The organism is Streptomyces sp. NPDC051662, assembly GCF_040681655.1.
In the GTDB taxonomy this organism is placed as follows: domain Bacteria; phylum Actinomycetota; class Actinomycetes; order Streptomycetales; family Streptomycetaceae; genus Streptomyces.
Genome location: NZ_JBFAZD010000033.1, coordinates 1 through 15864, shown reverse-complemented (window position 1 = coordinate 15864; position 15864 = coordinate 1). Strand labels below are relative to the sequence as shown.

The window sequence follows — 15864 nt, the reverse complement described above, 5'->3', positions numbered from 1 at the left end:
GACCTGCATGAACGTCTTGACCTGACCCCTAAAACTTGATTGAATTAGCAGTGTCGGAACGGGGCGGGAATCCCGGACCGGCACCACGGAAGACCTCAACGACAAGGACAGAGCACATGAGCGATGTGCGCGACGTCACCGCGACGACGGACGAGGGCGGGCGCCCGTACGCGAACGGCTTCACGCCAGCGGTGAGCGACTGGGACGGCTGGACGTGCGAGGACGACTGTGCCGTCTGCGAGACCGGCGCGGACTGCGCGGACTGCCGGGCGTGCACCGACTTCGCGTTCCCCTACCCGCCGCACTGGGCGCGCACCTGGCAGGAGGGCGAGCCGGAGCGCGGCGTCGAGGCGTTCGGCGGACCAGGTGGCATGTCGGCCGGGCGCGAGCTGGTCGACGACGGCGGCGACTGGGTGCTCATCGAGCAGAACCGGGACGCCGCGGCGACGGCCCGGGCGGCCGGTCACTGGGTGGTGGAGGCGGACATCAGGACGCTGGACCCCCGCCACCCCGCCCTCCGCTGCACCCGCCGCTTCCATGGTTCGCCGCCTTGCCAGACCCTCTCCGACGGGGGCAAGCGCTCCGGCTGGAATCGGCAGGAGATCTCCGAACTCCAGAGCATCATGTGGCAGGCGTCCGAGGCGTTCGGCTTCCTGGAGGTCGACGACCTGTGCAGCCTCTACGGCGGACCCCACCACTACTACGGCGACGTCATCGACGGCATGGAGGATCACCCCGACGCGGACGGCTGGGGCGACCAGTGCGGAGGGGGTCACCTGCCCCCCTGCATGACCCCCGCCGCGTTCCGTGAGTGGGCCGCCTCGGCGGTCTCCGACGAGCGCACCGCGCTCATGGCCGAGATGCTGATCTGGCCCATGTGCCTCGTGCAGATCGGCGCCCCGCTGGTCTCCATCACGATGGAGCAGTCGGCGAACCTGCTCCGGCAGACCCCGGCCCTGGCGGAGGCGATCCAGTCCGAGATCACCAGCGTGGAGGGCTTCGGCTGGGCGTGGTGCTCGTGGCAGATCGCGGACGCCGCCGACTTCGGCGCGGCCACCCACCGCGAGCGGGCGTGGATGGTCGCCACCCGCTACGAGCAGCCCCGCTACGCCGACCACGTCGACGGCCAGGCGGCGGCCCGCGAGATGTTCGCGCACGTGCTCAAGAAGACCGGGCAGCTGCCCGACTGGATGCCCGAACTGGACCGCCGCATCGAGCCTTACCAGGGCCGCCCCGCACTGCCGGTGGTGACCGTCGCGGAGGCGCTGAACCTCCCGGCGAACTGGTGGGCCGACACCCGCGGCAAGCGCACGGTCAACCCCGAGACCGGCCACCTGCGGGGTGGCGGTAGCTTCCCCCTGAACCGAGTGGGACCGTGCGCCACCGCACCCTGGTACGGGATCAAGTTCCGGCCCGCGGACGTCCCCCAGGGCGAGGGCACCGTCAAGATCTCCCTGCCGGATCTGGGTGCCCTGGTGGGCTTCCCCCGGGATCACCCCTGGACATACATCCCCGCCCGGGCGGGAGCGAAGGGGACCCGGAACATCGCGCAGATGATTGTCGACGCCGTCTCGCCGTTCATCGGCGCCGCCATCTCTGCCGCAGTCCAGGGCGAGGACTGGTACGAGCCGGTCACCGGCTACCAGGCGGCCGTCTACCAGCTGCACGCGGCGGCCGAGCCGACCGTGCGGCCGGAGGTCGAGGAGCAGCTGACGCTGTTCGGGAAGCAGACCCTGCTGCGGACCCTGTTCGCCCCGCGCACCCCGGCTCCGGTCACCGACTGGAAGCCCGCCGTCTGAGTGGACGGGCGAGAGGCTGAACGGCGAAGGGCCCCGCATCGCGGGGCCCTTCGCTGTGTGGCTGGGAGTGTCGAGCGGTCAGGCCGAGGAGGTGGCGCCCGCAGTCGCGGACGTGCCTTCCTGCGCGGGGATCGTCCCCGCCGGCGAGGAGCCTTCGGCGGTCGTCCTGGAGGACTGTCCGTCGGCCTTCTTCGCCGTCGGCCGTGACCGCTTCCGCGGCCGCTTCGCCGGTTCGTCCGCGCCCAGCTTCGTCAGTTCATCCGACGTCCAGCCAGCGGCTTCGGCGTCGACGTACGCCTTGCCGTACGGCTCGTCGAGTTCGGCCAGCTGGTCTAGCAGGGTGCTCCGCTTGGCCAGGACGTCCACCAGCGGGCCCGCGGCCGCCATCCGGCGTTCCTGGACTTCCTTCATCTTCTGCAAGATCTCATCAGCGCTTGGCATGCGGTGATCGTAGCGTCTGTCATTCTGACGGCCAGCCGGAATGCGGGTGGAATGCCGCAGTCGGTAGCGGTATTGACCGCACGTCATGAATGGGCCGCGCTTTATAGAGGGCAGTAACCACAGGCAGCAAGGTAGTGCTCACTGGGCCCAGTAAGCGGCATCCCCGTTCGCCCCTCCATTAGGGTGGCGTCCGGTGATCATGGGTCCGAGCACGGACCGGTTGAAGACCGGAAGGGGCTGTGGTGGCAGAGCCAACAGCGGATGAGACACGTCAGCGCCCCGCTGCGCGGCGACGCGAGCGCGAGGCCGGCGGCACTCGCGAGACACGCATCAAGGTGTCGTACAACGACGACGAACACGCGATCGTCAAAGCGGCTGCTGAGCGCGAGCGTCAGGCAACGGCGTCCTGGGTCGGACGCGTATCACTGGACGTTGCCGAGGAGATCGTCGTGCCCACGCCCGTCCACGCCAAGGCCGTGGTCGCAGAGCTGATCGATGCGCGGAAGCAGCTCAAGAGGATCGGGGTCAACTACAACCAGATCGCGAAGGTGCTGAACTCCGACGGCGTGGTGACCGACCCGGAAATGCTTGCAGTGCACCGGGCACTGCTGACGGCTATCCGGCACCTGGACGAAGCCACGCTCCAGGTGATGAGAGAAAGGAAGGAGCGGGGGTGATTCCGGAGAAGCTGGACGAGGGCAGCGACACCTACGGGCTGCTGCACTACCTGTATGGGCCGGGGCGGCGCGACGAGCACACGGACCCGCACATGGTGATGGCGTGGGATCCGTACGTCGATGACCCGGCCCGTTCGTCCGACATGACGATCTCGGATCTCGCCCTGCTCTTGGACGCCCCAGTCTTCGCGATGCGGGGGAAGAAGCCGAAGCTGCACGTGTACCACGTGGCAGTTCGCAACGCCCCCGAGGATCGCATCCTCAGTGACGAGGAGTGGGCGGAGGTGGCGCGCGAGATGGTGCACGCCGCCGGGCTCGCTGAGCACGGTGATGACGAGGCATGCCGATGGGTGGCTATCCGGCACGCGGATGACCACATTCACCTCGTGGCGACCAAGGTGCGCGAGGACGGACGGCAGCCGAACTTGCGCCAGGACATCGTCAAGATGCAGGCTGCGGCGCGCGCCTTCGAGGTGCAGTTTGGACTCCGTCGCCTCAAGCACGGAGACAAGACCGCAGCACGCTGGCGGAAGGCCGGCGAGCTGGAGAAGGCGGAGCGCCGCGGCTTGAACGAAGCGCCGCGCGTGACCCTGCAACGGACGGTGCGCGAGGCGGCCGCAGCGGCAACGAGCGAGGCCGACTTCTTCGCTCGACTGGCAGCGTCCGGGCTACGTGTGAAGCAGCGGGTCGCCCCGGACAGCAGGGTGACCGGCTACTCCGTCGCGATGCCGGGGGACCGCAACCCGGAGCAGACGCCGATCTGGTTCTCCGGAGCACGACTTGCGCCGGACCTGTCGCTGCCCCGCGTGCGGGAGCGCTGGAACACGGCCGTTCCAGCACAGCGCGTTGCGCCCGAGGAAATGTGGCGCGTGGCCGAGGGCAAAGTGCGCGCGGCCGCCGATCAGCTCGGGGCCGACGGGCTGGCCCAGGGGGCAGGGGACGTGGCCGCGCTCGGAGACCTGATCGTGGTTGCCGCCGTCGTCTCGCCGCGCCTGGTCCGCAACAAGATCAAGGAAGCTGCGTACGAGTTCGAGCGAGCCGCCCGAGCACCCGGCGACCGCGCGCTGGAGGGTCAGGCGCGCGGACTCTACCGGGAGTCGACGCAACTTCTGTCGCAGTCGGTGGCTGCGGCCGGTCGCAGCGACACCGTCGCCGCGCTCGGGTTTTTGCTGGCCCTGGTGACGGCGATCGAGGCGTCCCGGCGATGGCACCAGGCGCAGGACCACCGCGCCCAGGCGCAGGCCTCCGGGCGGGCCGGTCGACTGCTGCGTGAGGCGGTCGAGGTGACCGCCGGCGCGGCCGCCGCCCGGGAGTACCGACCCCGCCCCAAGCGTGCGGTCGCACGACCTGGTGGTCCCCGCCGGACACCCGCCGTGTCAGGCGAGCGGCCGATGGCGGGTGTCGTCCAACAGGCTCTGCCCGAGCAGGCGGCCGCAGTGCTCGCGGACCCGGCGTGGCCCGCACTGCGTACACGCCTGATCGCGGTCGAGAAGACGGGCGAAGACCCCACCGATGTTCTGGCCGCAGTCGCCGCACGCCGGGAGATGACCTCAGCGGACTCCGTTGCAGAGGTGCTTACATGGCGTCTGGACGGGTGGCAGCGCCAACGAGGTTCGACGGCGCCCACCTCCGGCAAGAATCCGTCGCCGACGTCCACGGGGGGCACCGGACGCACCGGTACAGCCCGCAAGACGGGGGCGCCCGGACCGACACGTCGGCCGCCGGGCGATGAGCAGGGCAAGGGACCGAAGCGGTCCCGGTAACGAGGGGAGCGAGACATGGCAACACCAACGCCAGAGGAGCAGGCAAGCGAGGCTTTCGCGGCGGCCGCCGCCGAAGCGGTGCAGACTTCCGTGATGGCGTTCCGTCTGGTCATGGCCATCGCGGACGCGGTGCGGCGCCAGCAGCAGAAGAAGGCGGGGAAGGAGGAGGAACTGCCGCCCGCCGGGAAGGCGACGACCGAGGCCTCCGAGGAGGTGAAGAAGTTCCTGCCGCCGGACATCAGCGCGGCGCTAATGGATGGCGCGGACTGGCCGCAACTCGCGCAGCAGCTCATGGCTCTGCGCAATGCCGGGGTGGACCTGGAGGCGATGCTCCCGCGCGTCGGGGAGATCACGGTGACGGTCCGGGACGCGGTCGCTGCGAACGCCGAACGGGTGGCCCGCGAGGGCACGGACACGTGGGCCAAGATGCTGCGGGAGACGACGCCGGCGGGACCGGTGCGCGAGGCGATTCTGTCCTCTCCGGCGTGGCCCGAGATGGCGGCGACGATGGCGAAGTTGGACGAGCGCGGTGTCGACGTGCGGGCGATCCTCGCGTCCGCGCACGAGGAAGGCGTCGGCGTCGACCAGGCCGTCGCGAAGGTCCTCGCGGCCGCCGAGGTGCCGACCACGAGTCGCGACGCGATGTTGTCGTACGGGCCGCTGACGACCGGGCTGGACATCCCGAAGGACTTGGATCTGTCCGACCGGGAGCGAGCCCTTCGGCAGCTGGCCATCGCACCGTCGGAGAACGCACGCTTCATGCGGATGGCACGCGAGGCGATGCCCGGAATGGAGCGGGAGGCGGACCTGCTCGTCACCGCGAAGCAGTGGCCGTTGGTCGCCGCGCGGATGGCCGACATGGAGCGTGAGGGCAAGCCGGTTGCGGACCACCTGGCACGCCTGTCGAAGGACACGTCGTGGCAGGAGGGACCGAAGACACAGATGGGGGGACGACTGGTCCAGGCCGCCAACGATGCACTGCGCAAGGCGGCCGGCGGGCCCGCGACGGAGTCCCGCGTGAAGGTGAACACCACGGCCGCCCGGTCGCAGTCGCCGAGCGTGGGACCTACTAAGGCGACCGCGGCGAAGGGCGCGGCGCCTACCTCACCGGCGGTGGCTCCGCACCGGGAGACCGGGCCCATCGCGAAGGGCGGCAAGACCAGGTAGTCCACGCCCCGACACACGTGTGCCGCAGGCCCTTTCGGGTCTGCGGCACACGCCGTTTTGAGGGTCAGGGGCGGGTCGCGCCGACGTAGTCACCCTGGGGCATCGCCGAGGTGAGCGGTGCGACTTCCACGTGGCGCCCGGTGCGCGGCGCGTGCAGCACGTTGCCGTCGCCCGCGTACATCGCGACGTGGTAGATGAAGCCGCTTCCACCGTGTGCCCAGAACAGCAGATCGCCCGGCTTGAGATCGCTTCGGGAGACGGGCCGGTCGGACGTGGCGCCGTACTGTGCGTCGGCCGTCCGGGGCAGTTTCAGCTTGGGCCAGTAGGCGTACTGGACGAGGCTGGAGCAGTCGAAGCCGACGGTCTTGCTCGCGGCGCACCGGCCGCCGCTGTAGCCGTTGGTGCCGTCGCAGAAGCCGGTCGACGCGCCTCCCGGTCCGCCGCCACCGTACGCGTACGGGGTGCCCATCCGGGTGGACGCCTTGCGCAGCGCGTCCGCGCCCGCGCCGGACCCGGAGACCGTGAGCAGGCCGGGGCCCTTGAAGCGGTCCATGGTCGACAGGATGAGCTTCACGTAGTTGAAGGTCTCGCCCTTCGCGAACGACTCAGGCGGCACCCCGCCGAACTCCTGGACGCGGCCCCAACCCGCGTTGTACCCGGCCAGCGCGAGCGACTGGACACCACCGGGGTAGCCGGAGTTCTTCGCCGACTTCATCAGCGAGCACATCATGCGGCCCTGCGCGATGACGGCATCGCCTATGTCCCACGGAGAGACCTCTCCGTTGCCGTCCGAGTCGCGTCCCCACGTCGCCCAGGTCCCCGGCATGAACTGCGCCGGGCCCTGCGCGCCGACGCTGCTGGTGGCCTCCTCGCGGCTGGTCTTGAACTTGCTCTCCTGGTAGAGCTGAGCGGCCAGCAGCGCCGGGGTCATCCCCGGTTCCTTGCAGTCGGCATCCGCCTTCAGGATCCACTTGCGGAACTCTTCGGGAACGCCCTGCAACCCACCACCGCCGTCGGACATCTCGGTGGCCGATGCGTCGTCGTCCGCGATCAGCACCACCACCCCAAGGAACGCCAGCAGGACGATGCCTATTACTGCGGCGACGGCTCCAACGAGCACCTTCACGCGCTATCCCCCCGTGCTTTTTTCTCTCTTCGCAGTCGTGCCAGTCGTGTGACTTTCTGCCGTACTAGATCACGGTGCGATCGACATGTGCGCCTACATTGCGTGGGCCCCCGGGCCGTGAGCGTGACCACGGTTCACGTAGGGTCAGATCAGGTCTCGCATGGGTGGACTTCGCTCAGCGAAATATGGACCGCTTCATTTCGTGCAGCGAAATGACGGTGTCCGCGCGGGACTGTTGGCGACTCGGGGGTGTGGCTGATGGATGCGAATGTTGACGCGGCGATGAGTGCCGGGGTCACCAGCGGTGATGCGGACGCCATCTCGAAACAACTCCTGATTGGCGAGCCGAGTCTGTGCCTTTGCGTATTGGCGTAGAGCTGCATCTGTGATCTGACCTCCAGCTACCGCGAAAACACCGTCCAGGTTTGTCGGAGGTTCACGCTAGCCTCAGTGATCCCAAGAACCCAATATCGTGACTTAAACGAAGGCATACAGGGGGGAGTTGCGGCATGACCGCCCAACAGGTGGCGTCAACCCCGGGCAGCGCAGCGCCGGTTGTACTCCGGTGGGCGCTGATGCCGGTGGACGGCAACGGCATTGCAGTTGCGACGGTGGCCCGGATGCTCGACGGTGACGCCGGCGGCGCCCGTGCCCGTGTCCTGGCGCCGGGGGAGTACATCCCGTACGGAGTCGCCCCGGTGCTCGTGGCCGACACGACCCTGCACGGTGCGACGCGCGTGGAGGAGACCCTGCTGCGGTGGGGGCCCCTGCCGAGGCCGTGGCTCGTGTGGGTGGCTGACGCCCCGGTACGTCCGGTCCAGGACGCCCGCTTCCTGATCCGCGCCCTGGAAGGGCGTCTGGCCGGGGTGGCGAAGGTGCCGTATCTGCCGGTCCTGCGAGCTGTTAAGGGGCCTGACGAGGCCCTGGAGTACAAGGACGTCCAGTCCGCGGCCGAGAAGCTGCGGCGCACGATGGAGAGGAACTGATCATGGCCCTGGAACGGCTCGCCGCGACGATGTACCTGGCGGCGGATGGCGACAAGAAGGGCGGCCTCATTCCCGGGGCCAAGCCCACGAAGATCCCCGGGATGGACGGCCCCGTCGCCGAGATTTTTGGATACGGCTTGTGGCTGCTGATCCTGGCCGGGGTCGGCGGTGCGGGCTACGGCGTCTACAAGCTCGCCGTGGCGGACAAGTCCCGTAACGGCGGCGGGTCGGAGCCCTTCAAATGGATGGGCGGCGGCATCGCGGCCATCCTCTTGTCCAGCTCCCTGATCGCCATCCTCAACGGCATCGCAGGCTGAGGAGGCTGACATGGCACGCACCAGGGGGACATGGAACACCAAGGGCATGTGGTTCGCGGGCGTCGCACTCGCGGCCGTGCTCGCGCTGACGAGCTACGCGGTGCTCAACGGGGACGACGAAGGGGCGGACACACCGGCCAAGGGCGGATCGAGTGCGAGTGCGAGCGCGGCTCCGTCCCCGTCGGCGTCGTACGCGCCGCCGGACGACTGGACCGAGCCGAGCCAGTGGGCAGCGCTGCCGCGGGGGGAGCGCACCGACGAGCGAGGCAGCCAGGTCGGCTTCCCCAAGAGCACCGAGGGCGCCGTGGCGATGATGGTGGCCGCCAACACGACCGCCGTCGAGGGCGAGAAGTCCAACGTCGACGAGCAGCTGCGTATCTACCACTCGTACATCGGCAAGGCCGACCAGTCCTCGGAGAACGCCAAGGCGATCGAGCTGAACGCGATCGACAGCGACAAGGCCTTCGCCAAGCAGATGAGTGTGGAGGCCGGGCAGCCGCTGCCGCCGGGCGCGTACGTCCGCAGCGCCGTGGTGGGCTACAAGGTCATCAAGAAGTCGGACACCGAGGTCAGCGTGTGGCTGCTGTCCCGGGCCGTCCAGAAGGCCGGCGAGATGACGAAGGAGTCCGGCTCCTACACCCGCACTCTGGCCGGCGCGCAGTGGGAGGGCGGCGACTGGAAGGTGACCAGCGTGGCCACCGAGCGTGCGCAGCAGGCCGTCCAGGGGCAGCTCCAGCCGGAGATGGCGGCCCCGGGCGACCCCGAGTTCAACACGTCCGGATGGACGGCCATAAGGGAAGCGTCGTGAGGCGGCGGCTCGTCACGCTGCTGCTCGCCCTGGTCGCCGTGTTCGGTGTGTCGGTGTCCGCGCCGCCGCCCGCGGTCGCCGACGGGCCCATAAGCAACGGCATCGAAGGGCTCTGCCGAGTCGGAACCGGCCCGGTCCTGGGCACGATCCTCGGCATCAAGGGCAAGCCCACCGGTGTCGGCGGCCTCACCGGCTCAGGGATGTGCGACGCGATCGGCGACGCGGGCGAGAAGGTCATCAAGGATTCCTGGAAGAACGTCTGGGACAGCGTCCTGGGCGACATCGTCAAGAGCGGCCAGGACGTCGGGAAGTGGGTCATCAAGAAGACGCTGACCTTCTCGTTGCTGGGTCCGTCGGTGGACCTGGAGGGCACCGGGCTGTGGGGCGGGAAAGCGACCCTCGCAGGCATGTTGACCTGGTTCGGGTTGCTCATCGCCGTGGCCGGGATCATGTGGCAAATCGGCAAGATGGCGCTCACCGGGCAGACCAAACACGCCGGTCGCGCGATGACCGGATGGATCGAGAACCTCTTCCTGTCCACCCTCGGGGTGTCCCTGTTCGCGCTTCTGCTGGTCCTCGGGGACGCGATGAGCGCCGGTCTGGTCAACGCGACCTTCGCCGACGACGGACAGGCCTACGAGCGGATCGTCAAGGTACTGCTCCCCACGATCGGGAACCCGATCACGAGCCTCGCCGTGGTCGCCGTTCTGCTGCTGATCGGCTTCGTTCAGCTGGTCATGATTTTCCTTCGGCAGAGCGCGATCCCCATCATCTGCCTGCTGCTGCCTGTGGCCGGCGGCGGCCGCACCGGCGGTGACACCACCCGTAAGTGGGCGCCCACCCTGATCACCAGCGGCATGGTCATCGTGGCGTACAAGCCCACGGTGGCCATCATCATCTGCACCGGCTTCGCGGAATTCGGGCATTCCAAGACCTTGGCCGAGTGGTTGCGCGGTTGCGCCACCCTCGTCCTCGCGGTCATCGCGCCCGGTCCGCTCACGAAGATCTTCGCGCCGTTCGGCGCGGCGGTCGGCGCCGGGATGAGCGCGGGCGGAGCCAGTGGCGCGCTCGGTGCGGCCGCCAGCTACGCCGCCGGAAAGTTCGGCGGGGACGACGGTGACAGCGGCGGCGGAGGCGGTGGAGGCGGTGAAGGCGGCGGCCCGGACGACGCGGTGAGCCACGCGCAGCGCGTCTCGCAGAGCATGGGTCCGCAGGGCGGCGGCGAAGGCGAAGAGGGCGCGGGCAGCGACGCCCAGGCGCAGGCCGCCCGGAACGAGGGGGCACGCGTGCCCGGCCAGGGCGGACCCGAAGGCGTCGGGGGTGTCGGGGAGGGCCTGACGGAAGGCGCCGCGGGCACCACCGGCAGTACGGCGGCGGGTGCTTCCAGCGTCGCCCTCCCGGTGGCCGCGGCGATCCAGGTCCTGGACGGCGTCAACGACGCGGTGCAGGGAGCAAGCGGAGCGGTCGGAGGAGATCAGCAGTGAGTGCCCATGAAGTGCCGAAGACCCTGATGGTCGAGGGCTTCCGTGCCCGCCGGAGCTTCGGCTTCGGCGGGCTGTCGCGGACCGCGACGATGATCGGGGCCGTGGTGCTGATGGCGGACGGTCTGATCGCCACGCAGGCGCCGCTCTCCCTGCTGGTCACCTTGCCGGTGACGGGCATGGTGTTCGCCCTGGCGGCTGCGAAACGTCACGGGATGTCCGCGCTGGCCTACTACTGGGCCAAGGCCTCATGGAAGAGGGCGGCGCGGTTCGACGCCACCTCCTATCGAAGGCTGTTCCTCCCGCACCCGTACGCCCTGGACCTTCCGGGGGTCGGGGCCTCTTCCACCCTGATCAAGGTCCACGATCCGACATCCGGTCGGCCCGTCGGTGTCGTCCACAACCGGATGACCGGGTACATGACCCTGACCACTCTTCTCGCTCCGGGCGGCAGTCTCATGGCGCCGACCGGGGCGGTGCAGAGCAGTCTGCGTACCTGGTCGTCCGTGCTCGATGCGATGAGCACGGACGAGCAGGTCAAGGGCGCGAGCGTGACGATCCAGATCACCCCGGGGGCGGGGGAGGCGCTTGGTGACGACGTGAAGGCCCGTACGGACCCGAACGCCCCGAAGCTGGCCAAACGGATCATTGACGAACTGGTGCGCACGACGCCGCACGCGACCGCCAGCGTGGCGCCCTGGATGAGCGTCACGGTGGACCCGAACGCCACCGTCAACGCGCCGGCGGACCTTGCCGAGCAGGTCGCCGAGGCGCTGCGGGTGGTCGACGGGCTGGACCTGTCGGGGACCGGCACGGACATCGAGCGCCGGGCCACCGACGTCGACCTTCGCCGGATCGTCCGCAGCGCGTACGACCCGGACGTCTTCAACGCGCGGGACGCCGAGTTCGAGGACCTGTCGTGGTCGGAGTGCGGGCCGCAGGCCGCCGACGACGGCTGGGAGGAGTACGCGCACGACGGCGGGGTGTCCGTGAGTTGGGTGCTGCGGGAGATGCCGCGTCGGCCGCTCCCGTACAGCATGCTGCTGCCGTTGCTGGCCCCCGGGCGGTACCAGCGGCGCATCACCATCGCCTACCGCGTGCTCGACCCCTACGAGGGGGAGGCGGTGCTGGAGCGGGAGATCAGTCACGCCCACCAGCGCGCGCAGGCGACCGCCGAGGTCAAGGGCCGTGCGAAGTGGTCGCAGCGTGCCGATGCCCAGCGCGCGGAGAAGGCGGCCGCCCAGGTGGCCAGCGGCTCCCAGGTGGTCGACTGGACGCTCATGGTGACCGCCACCGCCCGCCGTACGGCCGATCTGCCCGCCGCGCGCCAGGAGCTGGCCCGCGCGGTCAAGGCCACCCGAGGCATCCGCATGAGGCCCGCCTACGGTGCCCAGGCCGCGGTGTTCGCGGCCCAACTGCCCATCGGCTACAACCCGCTGGTGAAGGACTGACGATGGCGCGCAAGCCCAAGCAGGTACCGGTCACCACTCCCAAGCGCGTGGTGCGGGCGGCCGAGCAGAGCCCGAGCCGCGACGAGCGGCGGGTCGAGAGGAAGCTCAGGGGCCGCTTCGCCCCGCGGCTGGGATGGGGCGGGCGGTTCGGCGGCCGTGTGCCGGTCGAGGACACCGGCACGGTCTTCACCGGGCCGACGACCCAGGCCGGCGGCATCTATCCATTCCTGTTGGGATCGGGTCTGCCGCCGCGCGGCGTGCCGGTCGGGCGGGACGTGCTCACCGGAGAACTGGTGTGCATCGACCCGTCCGGCTGGACCGGCAAGTTGACGACCAACCCGGGCATGTGGGTCATGAGCCAGCCCGGCGCGGGGAAGTCGGCGCTGGTCAAGCGCGTGTGCCTGGTCTACTCGGCGTACGGGCACATGGTGTGCGTCCCGGGCGACGTCAAAGGCGAGTACAGCACCCTGATCCACGAACTCGGCGGATCGGTGGTGAAGATCGGCGACGGCATCGGCCGTCTGAACCCGCTGGACTCCGGTCCGCTCAAGGGCCGTCTGCACACGCTGTCCGTCGACCGCCGCGAGTCCCTGCTGGACGTTCTGAACGGGCGCCGGTTGGAGACGCTGGTGGCGCTGCTGTCCACCAAGCATGGGCTTGGCCGGGCCCCGGACGAGATCGAGCGCAGCGCGCTCGACACCGCCGTCCAGGTCGCTTCCGCCGCGCAGGAGTCGGGCAGCGACCCCATCGTCTCGGACGTCGTCCGGGTACTGCGGGCGGCCCCGGAGGAGCTGCGGACGAAACTTGCCGCCGACGGCGAGCGGTACCAGGACCTGACCCGCAGCGTGATCGCCGGACTCGACAACTTGATCGGCGGCCCGCTCAAGGGCCTTTTCGACGGGCAGACCACGACCCCGCTGGACATCAACGCCCCTGCGGTCTCGGTCGACATCAGCGCCTTGCGGGCCCGCGGCCACGATGTCGTGAGCGCGGGCATGATCGCGACGTGGGCGTACACCTACTCCGCGATCGACTCCGCCCGCAGCATCGGGCTGATGGACCGTTCGCTCGTGCTGCCGATGGATGAGATGTGGCGCGCGCTGCGGTCCGGCCCGGGCCTGGTGGACGCGATGGACGCCATCAGCCGCCTGAACCGTACGACGAACGACGTCACGATCTACGTGACGCACTCCCTGCTCGATGTCGAGGCACTGCCGACAGAGCAGGACCGAGCCAAGGCCAGGGGCCTGATGGACCGGTGCGACACGTGGGTGATCGGCGCGTCCTCCGAGGAGGAACTGCGACGGGTCACCGGCAAGCGCAGCCTCACCGAGCAGGAGCGCATGATGATCGGCTCGTGGTCGTCGGCGACGAGCACCGGGCTCGACATCGACCCCACCTTCGACGACGCCGACGGCAACGCGCCCCTGGATGAAGAGAGCACCCGGCACCCGGGCCGCGGCAAGTACCTGATCAAGATCGGTACCCGGCCGGGCATCGCGGCGTCGCTGGAGCTGACCGCGACCGAACAGAGGCTGTACCGGACGGACACCAACCGGCGCCGGATCACCACAGGAGGCGGTAGCTGATGATGACGGAGAACGATCGCGCGTGGGCGGGCGGGGGCATTCTCCTCGGCGGTGCCGTGACTCTGGCGGTCTCGACATGGGCCGGGGCGGCGGCCGGCGCGCTGGTGACCGGCGATGACGTTGCCGACTTCCCCCTGTCCGTGGTGGGCGCCTACCAGATGGCCACCGAGTGGTCGACGGTGTGGCCGCACTCCCAGACCGCGTCCACCATCGGCGCCGCACTCCTGGACATCGCCGTGGTCATCCTCGTGGTGTGGGGACTGCGGGTCGCGTTCCGCTGGCACCGCAACCCCTCCAGCCTGGCCACGCTGCACCAGGTGCGGGAGCTGACACCGAAACAGGCCGCCCGTACCGCGACCCGGTTGCGCGCGTCGTTGAAGGAGATCAAGCCGAAGGACGTTCCGGCCCGCGACCGGGGAGTGCTCCTTGGTGACCACATGCCGTCCGGCGTCGAGCTGCGAGGCTCGGACGAGGACACCTACGTCGCCATCATGGCGCCGCGCGCCGGTAAGTCCACGGCCCTGGCGATCCCGGTCGCCGAAGAGGCGCCGGGTGCTCTGCTGATGACCAGCAACAAGGCCGACGTCTACGCCGCGACAAGGAACAGTCGCGCGCAGATCGGGACGACCTTCCTGTTCGACACCCAGGGCGTGGCCCAGGCCGAGCGGGACGTGTGGATCGACCTGGTGGCACAGGCCGAGACGCTGGAGGGCGCCGAACGACTCGCCAGTCACTTCGTCAACCAGATCACGAGCGAGCAGGCCGATCCCTTCTGGTCTCAGGCCGCCGGAGACCTCCTCACCGGCCTGTTCCGGGCCGCGTGGTGGGAGGGCGCCACCGTCCGCGAGGTCATGAAGTGGCTGTCCGACCCGAAGGAGAAGGCGCCGCTCCGCGTGCTCTACCAGTACGAGCCGGTGCTCGCCGAGCAGGTCGATAGCTCGATCAACATTGCCGAAGAAACGCAGTCCGGAATCTATCAAAATGCCCGAACTGCCATGTCAGCGCTGCGAGATGAAAAGGTCCTCGCGTGGGTCACTCCCGACAAGAGCAGCCGCCCGCGCTTCGATCCCGAAACCTTCGCCACCAGCAAGGACACGCTGTACCTGCTGAGCAAGAAGGGCGGCCCGTCGAGCGCCTTGGTCGCAGCGGTCGCCGACGCGGTCTTCACCGCCGGCACCGAGGCGGGGGAGCGGGCGGGCGGCCGCCTGCCCGAGCCGATGCGTGCCGTCCTGGACGAGGCCGCCAACATTTGCAAGATCGCCGACCTGCCCGACTTGTACTCGCACCTCGGATCGCGGGGGATCACGCCGTTCGTGATCCTCCAGAGCTACCGCCAGGGCGTACGGGCGTGGGGTGAGGTCGGCATGGACTCGATGTGGTCGGCGGCCACCAAGAAGGTCATCGGTGTCGGCATTGACGACGCCAAGTTCGCGCAGGACATCAGCAGTCTGACCGGCGCGCACTACGTCGAACGCGGCTCGCACTCCAAGTCCAAGGACGGCCACAGCCGTAGCTGGTCCGAGCAGCGCGAGCAGATCAAGGACCCCGCCGAGATCCGTGCCATGAAGAAGGGGACGGCCCTGCTGCTGGCCACCGGCATGCCCGTCGCCCAGATCGGTCTGCGCCCCTGGTACGCGGAGAAGCTGATGGAGCACATCGGCCCGCAGATGAAGGACGAGGAGTACGCCATCACCAAGCGGGCCGTCGCCGCATACGAGGAGCGGAAGGCGGCACGCAGTGAGCGATGAGCCGGACGAGGTCCCGGAGTTGAATGTGCCGATGGGCATGTTCGAGGACATCGAAGACCTCAAGGCCCAGCTCGCGCAGCTGACGACCCTGGTCAAGACCCTCACCGGCGACGGCGACGCCGAGTCGGGCGAGGCCTCCGCCGACGACGGGGCGACGGCCGGCGGGGAGGCCGACGAGGAAGCGGCGGAAGAGGATGAGTGGCAGTACCCGCCGTTCATCCTGCTGCTCGACCCCCCGGAGTACGACGACGAGCTGAGGGCCCTGATCGAGTGGGTCGAGGGCGTACTCGTGCCCGGCTACCTCGCAGAACCGTCGGCCGATGCCAAGTGGTGCCACCTCTGGTTCGAGCACAGCGTTGCCATCGCCCGCCTGCACGCCGTGTGGTTGGCGTGGCAAGAGCTGACCGACCCGGCATCCTGCGGATACACCGGGCCGTCGGTGTGGCACCGCGATCACCTGGACCCCGCCCTGCGGGAGCTGCGCGGCTCCTCCGGCCCGTTCGCGGGCTGC

Annotated in this window: 14 protein-coding genes; 12 read left to right on the top strand and 2 right to left on the bottom strand. The window is 69.5% G+C overall.

Features of this window, described 5'->3' with window-relative positions; genetic code table 11:
* Window positions 1-116 precede the first annotated feature (116 nt).
* On the top strand, window positions 117-1799 hold the full coding sequence (locus tag AB0M67_RS35640; protein WP_365751740.1) for a hypothetical protein: 1683 nt from the start codon (window positions 117-119) through the stop codon (window positions 1797-1799).
* A gap of 78 nt (window positions 1800-1877) precedes the next feature.
* Here AB0M67_RS35640 and AB0M67_RS35635 read toward each other — a convergent pair whose 3' ends face one another.
* A complete protein-coding gene (locus tag AB0M67_RS35635; RefSeq protein WP_365751739.1) occupies window positions 1878-2240 on the bottom strand; it encodes a hypothetical protein in 363 nt (120 codons plus the stop codon).
* A gap of 242 nt (window positions 2241-2482) precedes the next feature.
* Here AB0M67_RS35635 and mobC point away from each other — a divergent pair, with 242 nt between their 5' ends.
* From mobC to AB0M67_RS35620, 3 genes are read left to right on the top strand one after another with little or no spacing between them, the layout of a single operon-like run.
* Entirely contained in the window at window positions 2483-2917 is a 435-nt protein-coding gene (gene mobC, locus AB0M67_RS35630) for a plasmid mobilization relaxosome protein MobC (RefSeq protein WP_365751738.1), read from the top strand.
* Window positions 2914-4680: a mobilization protein gene (locus AB0M67_RS35625; protein ID WP_365751737.1), complete on the top strand. Its 1767-nt coding sequence runs from the start codon at window positions 2914-2916 to the stop codon at window positions 4678-4680. The genes mobC and AB0M67_RS35625 overlap by 4 nt, the downstream gene beginning before the upstream one ends.
* A 15-nt stretch (window positions 4681-4695) precedes the next feature.
* Entirely contained in the window at window positions 4696-5847 is a 1152-nt protein-coding gene (locus AB0M67_RS35620) for a hypothetical protein (RefSeq protein WP_365751736.1), read from the top strand.
* Between the two features lie 64 nt (window positions 5848-5911).
* On the opposite strand, the gene AB0M67_RS35615 is transcribed toward AB0M67_RS35620, so the two are convergent.
* Entirely contained in the window at window positions 5912-6973 is a 1062-nt protein-coding gene (locus AB0M67_RS35615) for a bifunctional lytic transglycosylase/C40 family peptidase (protein WP_365751735.1), read from the bottom strand.
* Window positions 6974-7482: 509 nt separating this feature from the next.
* Between AB0M67_RS35615 and AB0M67_RS35610 the strand changes: the two genes are divergently transcribed.
* From AB0M67_RS35610 to AB0M67_RS35575, 8 genes are all read left to right on the top strand, one after another.
* Window positions 7483-7959, top strand: a complete 477-nt coding sequence (locus tag AB0M67_RS35610; RefSeq protein WP_365751734.1) for a hypothetical protein — start codon at window positions 7483-7485, stop codon at window positions 7957-7959.
* Window positions 7960-7961: 2 nt separating this feature from the next.
* Complete coding sequence (locus tag AB0M67_RS35605; RefSeq protein ID WP_365751733.1) at window positions 7962-8276, top strand: hypothetical protein; 315 nt, start codon at window positions 7962-7964, stop codon at window positions 8274-8276.
* Window positions 8277-8286: 10 nt separating this feature from the next.
* The gene (locus AB0M67_RS35600; RefSeq protein WP_365751732.1) at window positions 8287-9084 is read left to right on the top strand and encodes a hypothetical protein; all 798 of its coding nucleotides are present in this window, start codon (window positions 8287-8289) and stop codon (window positions 9082-9084) included.
* A complete protein-coding gene (locus AB0M67_RS35595) occupies window positions 9081-10568 on the top strand; it encodes a hypothetical protein (RefSeq protein ID WP_365751731.1) in 1488 nt (495 codons plus the stop codon). Before AB0M67_RS35600 ends, AB0M67_RS35595 begins: the two co-directional genes overlap by 4 nt.
* Complete coding sequence (locus AB0M67_RS35590; RefSeq protein ID WP_365751730.1) at window positions 10565-12016, top strand: SCO6880 family protein; 1452 nt, start codon at window positions 10565-10567, stop codon at window positions 12014-12016. The genes AB0M67_RS35595 and AB0M67_RS35590 overlap by 4 nt, the downstream gene beginning before the upstream one ends.
* Window positions 12017-12018: 2 nt before the next feature.
* On the top strand, window positions 12019-13605 hold the full coding sequence (locus AB0M67_RS35585) for an ATP-binding protein (RefSeq protein ID WP_365751729.1): 1587 nt from the start codon (window positions 12019-12021) through the stop codon (window positions 13603-13605).
* A complete protein-coding gene (locus AB0M67_RS35580; RefSeq protein ID WP_365751728.1) occupies window positions 13605-15353 on the top strand; it encodes a TraM recognition domain-containing protein in 1749 nt (582 codons plus the stop codon). The genes AB0M67_RS35585 and AB0M67_RS35580 overlap by 1 nt, the downstream gene beginning before the upstream one ends.
* Window positions 15343-15864, top strand: a 522-nt coding sequence (locus tag AB0M67_RS35575) for a DUF4913 domain-containing protein (protein WP_365751727.1), incomplete at its 3' end; no start/stop codon positions are given. The genes AB0M67_RS35580 and AB0M67_RS35575, both read left to right, overlap by 11 nt.

Excerpts from the sequence above, each read along its gene's own strand:
- AB0M67_RS35640 (WP_365751740.1), top strand. The coding sequence starts at position 117 with ATGAGCGATGTGCGCGACGTCACCGCGACGACGGACGAGGGCGGGCGC.
- AB0M67_RS35635 (WP_365751739.1), bottom strand. The coding sequence starts at position 2,240 with ATGCCAAGCGCTGATGAGATCTTGCAGAAGATGAAGGAAGTCCAGGAA.
- AB0M67_RS35620 (WP_365751736.1), top strand. The coding sequence starts at position 4,696 with ATGGCAACACCAACGCCAGAGGAGCAGGCAAGCGAGGCTTTCGCGGCG.
- AB0M67_RS35610 (WP_365751734.1), top strand. The coding sequence starts at position 7,483 with ATGACCGCCCAACAGGTGGCGTCAACCCCGGGCAGCGCAGCGCCGGTT.
- AB0M67_RS35605 (WP_365751733.1), top strand. The coding sequence starts at position 7,962 with ATGGCCCTGGAACGGCTCGCCGCGACGATGTACCTGGCGGCGGATGGC.
- AB0M67_RS35600 (WP_365751732.1), top strand. The coding sequence starts at position 8,287 with ATGGCACGCACCAGGGGGACATGGAACACCAAGGGCATGTGGTTCGCG.
- AB0M67_RS35585 (WP_365751729.1), top strand. The coding sequence starts at position 12,019 with ATGGCGCGCAAGCCCAAGCAGGTACCGGTCACCACTCCCAAGCGCGTG.
- AB0M67_RS35580 (WP_365751728.1), top strand. The coding sequence starts at position 13,605 with ATGATGACGGAGAACGATCGCGCGTGGGCGGGCGGGGGCATTCTCCTC.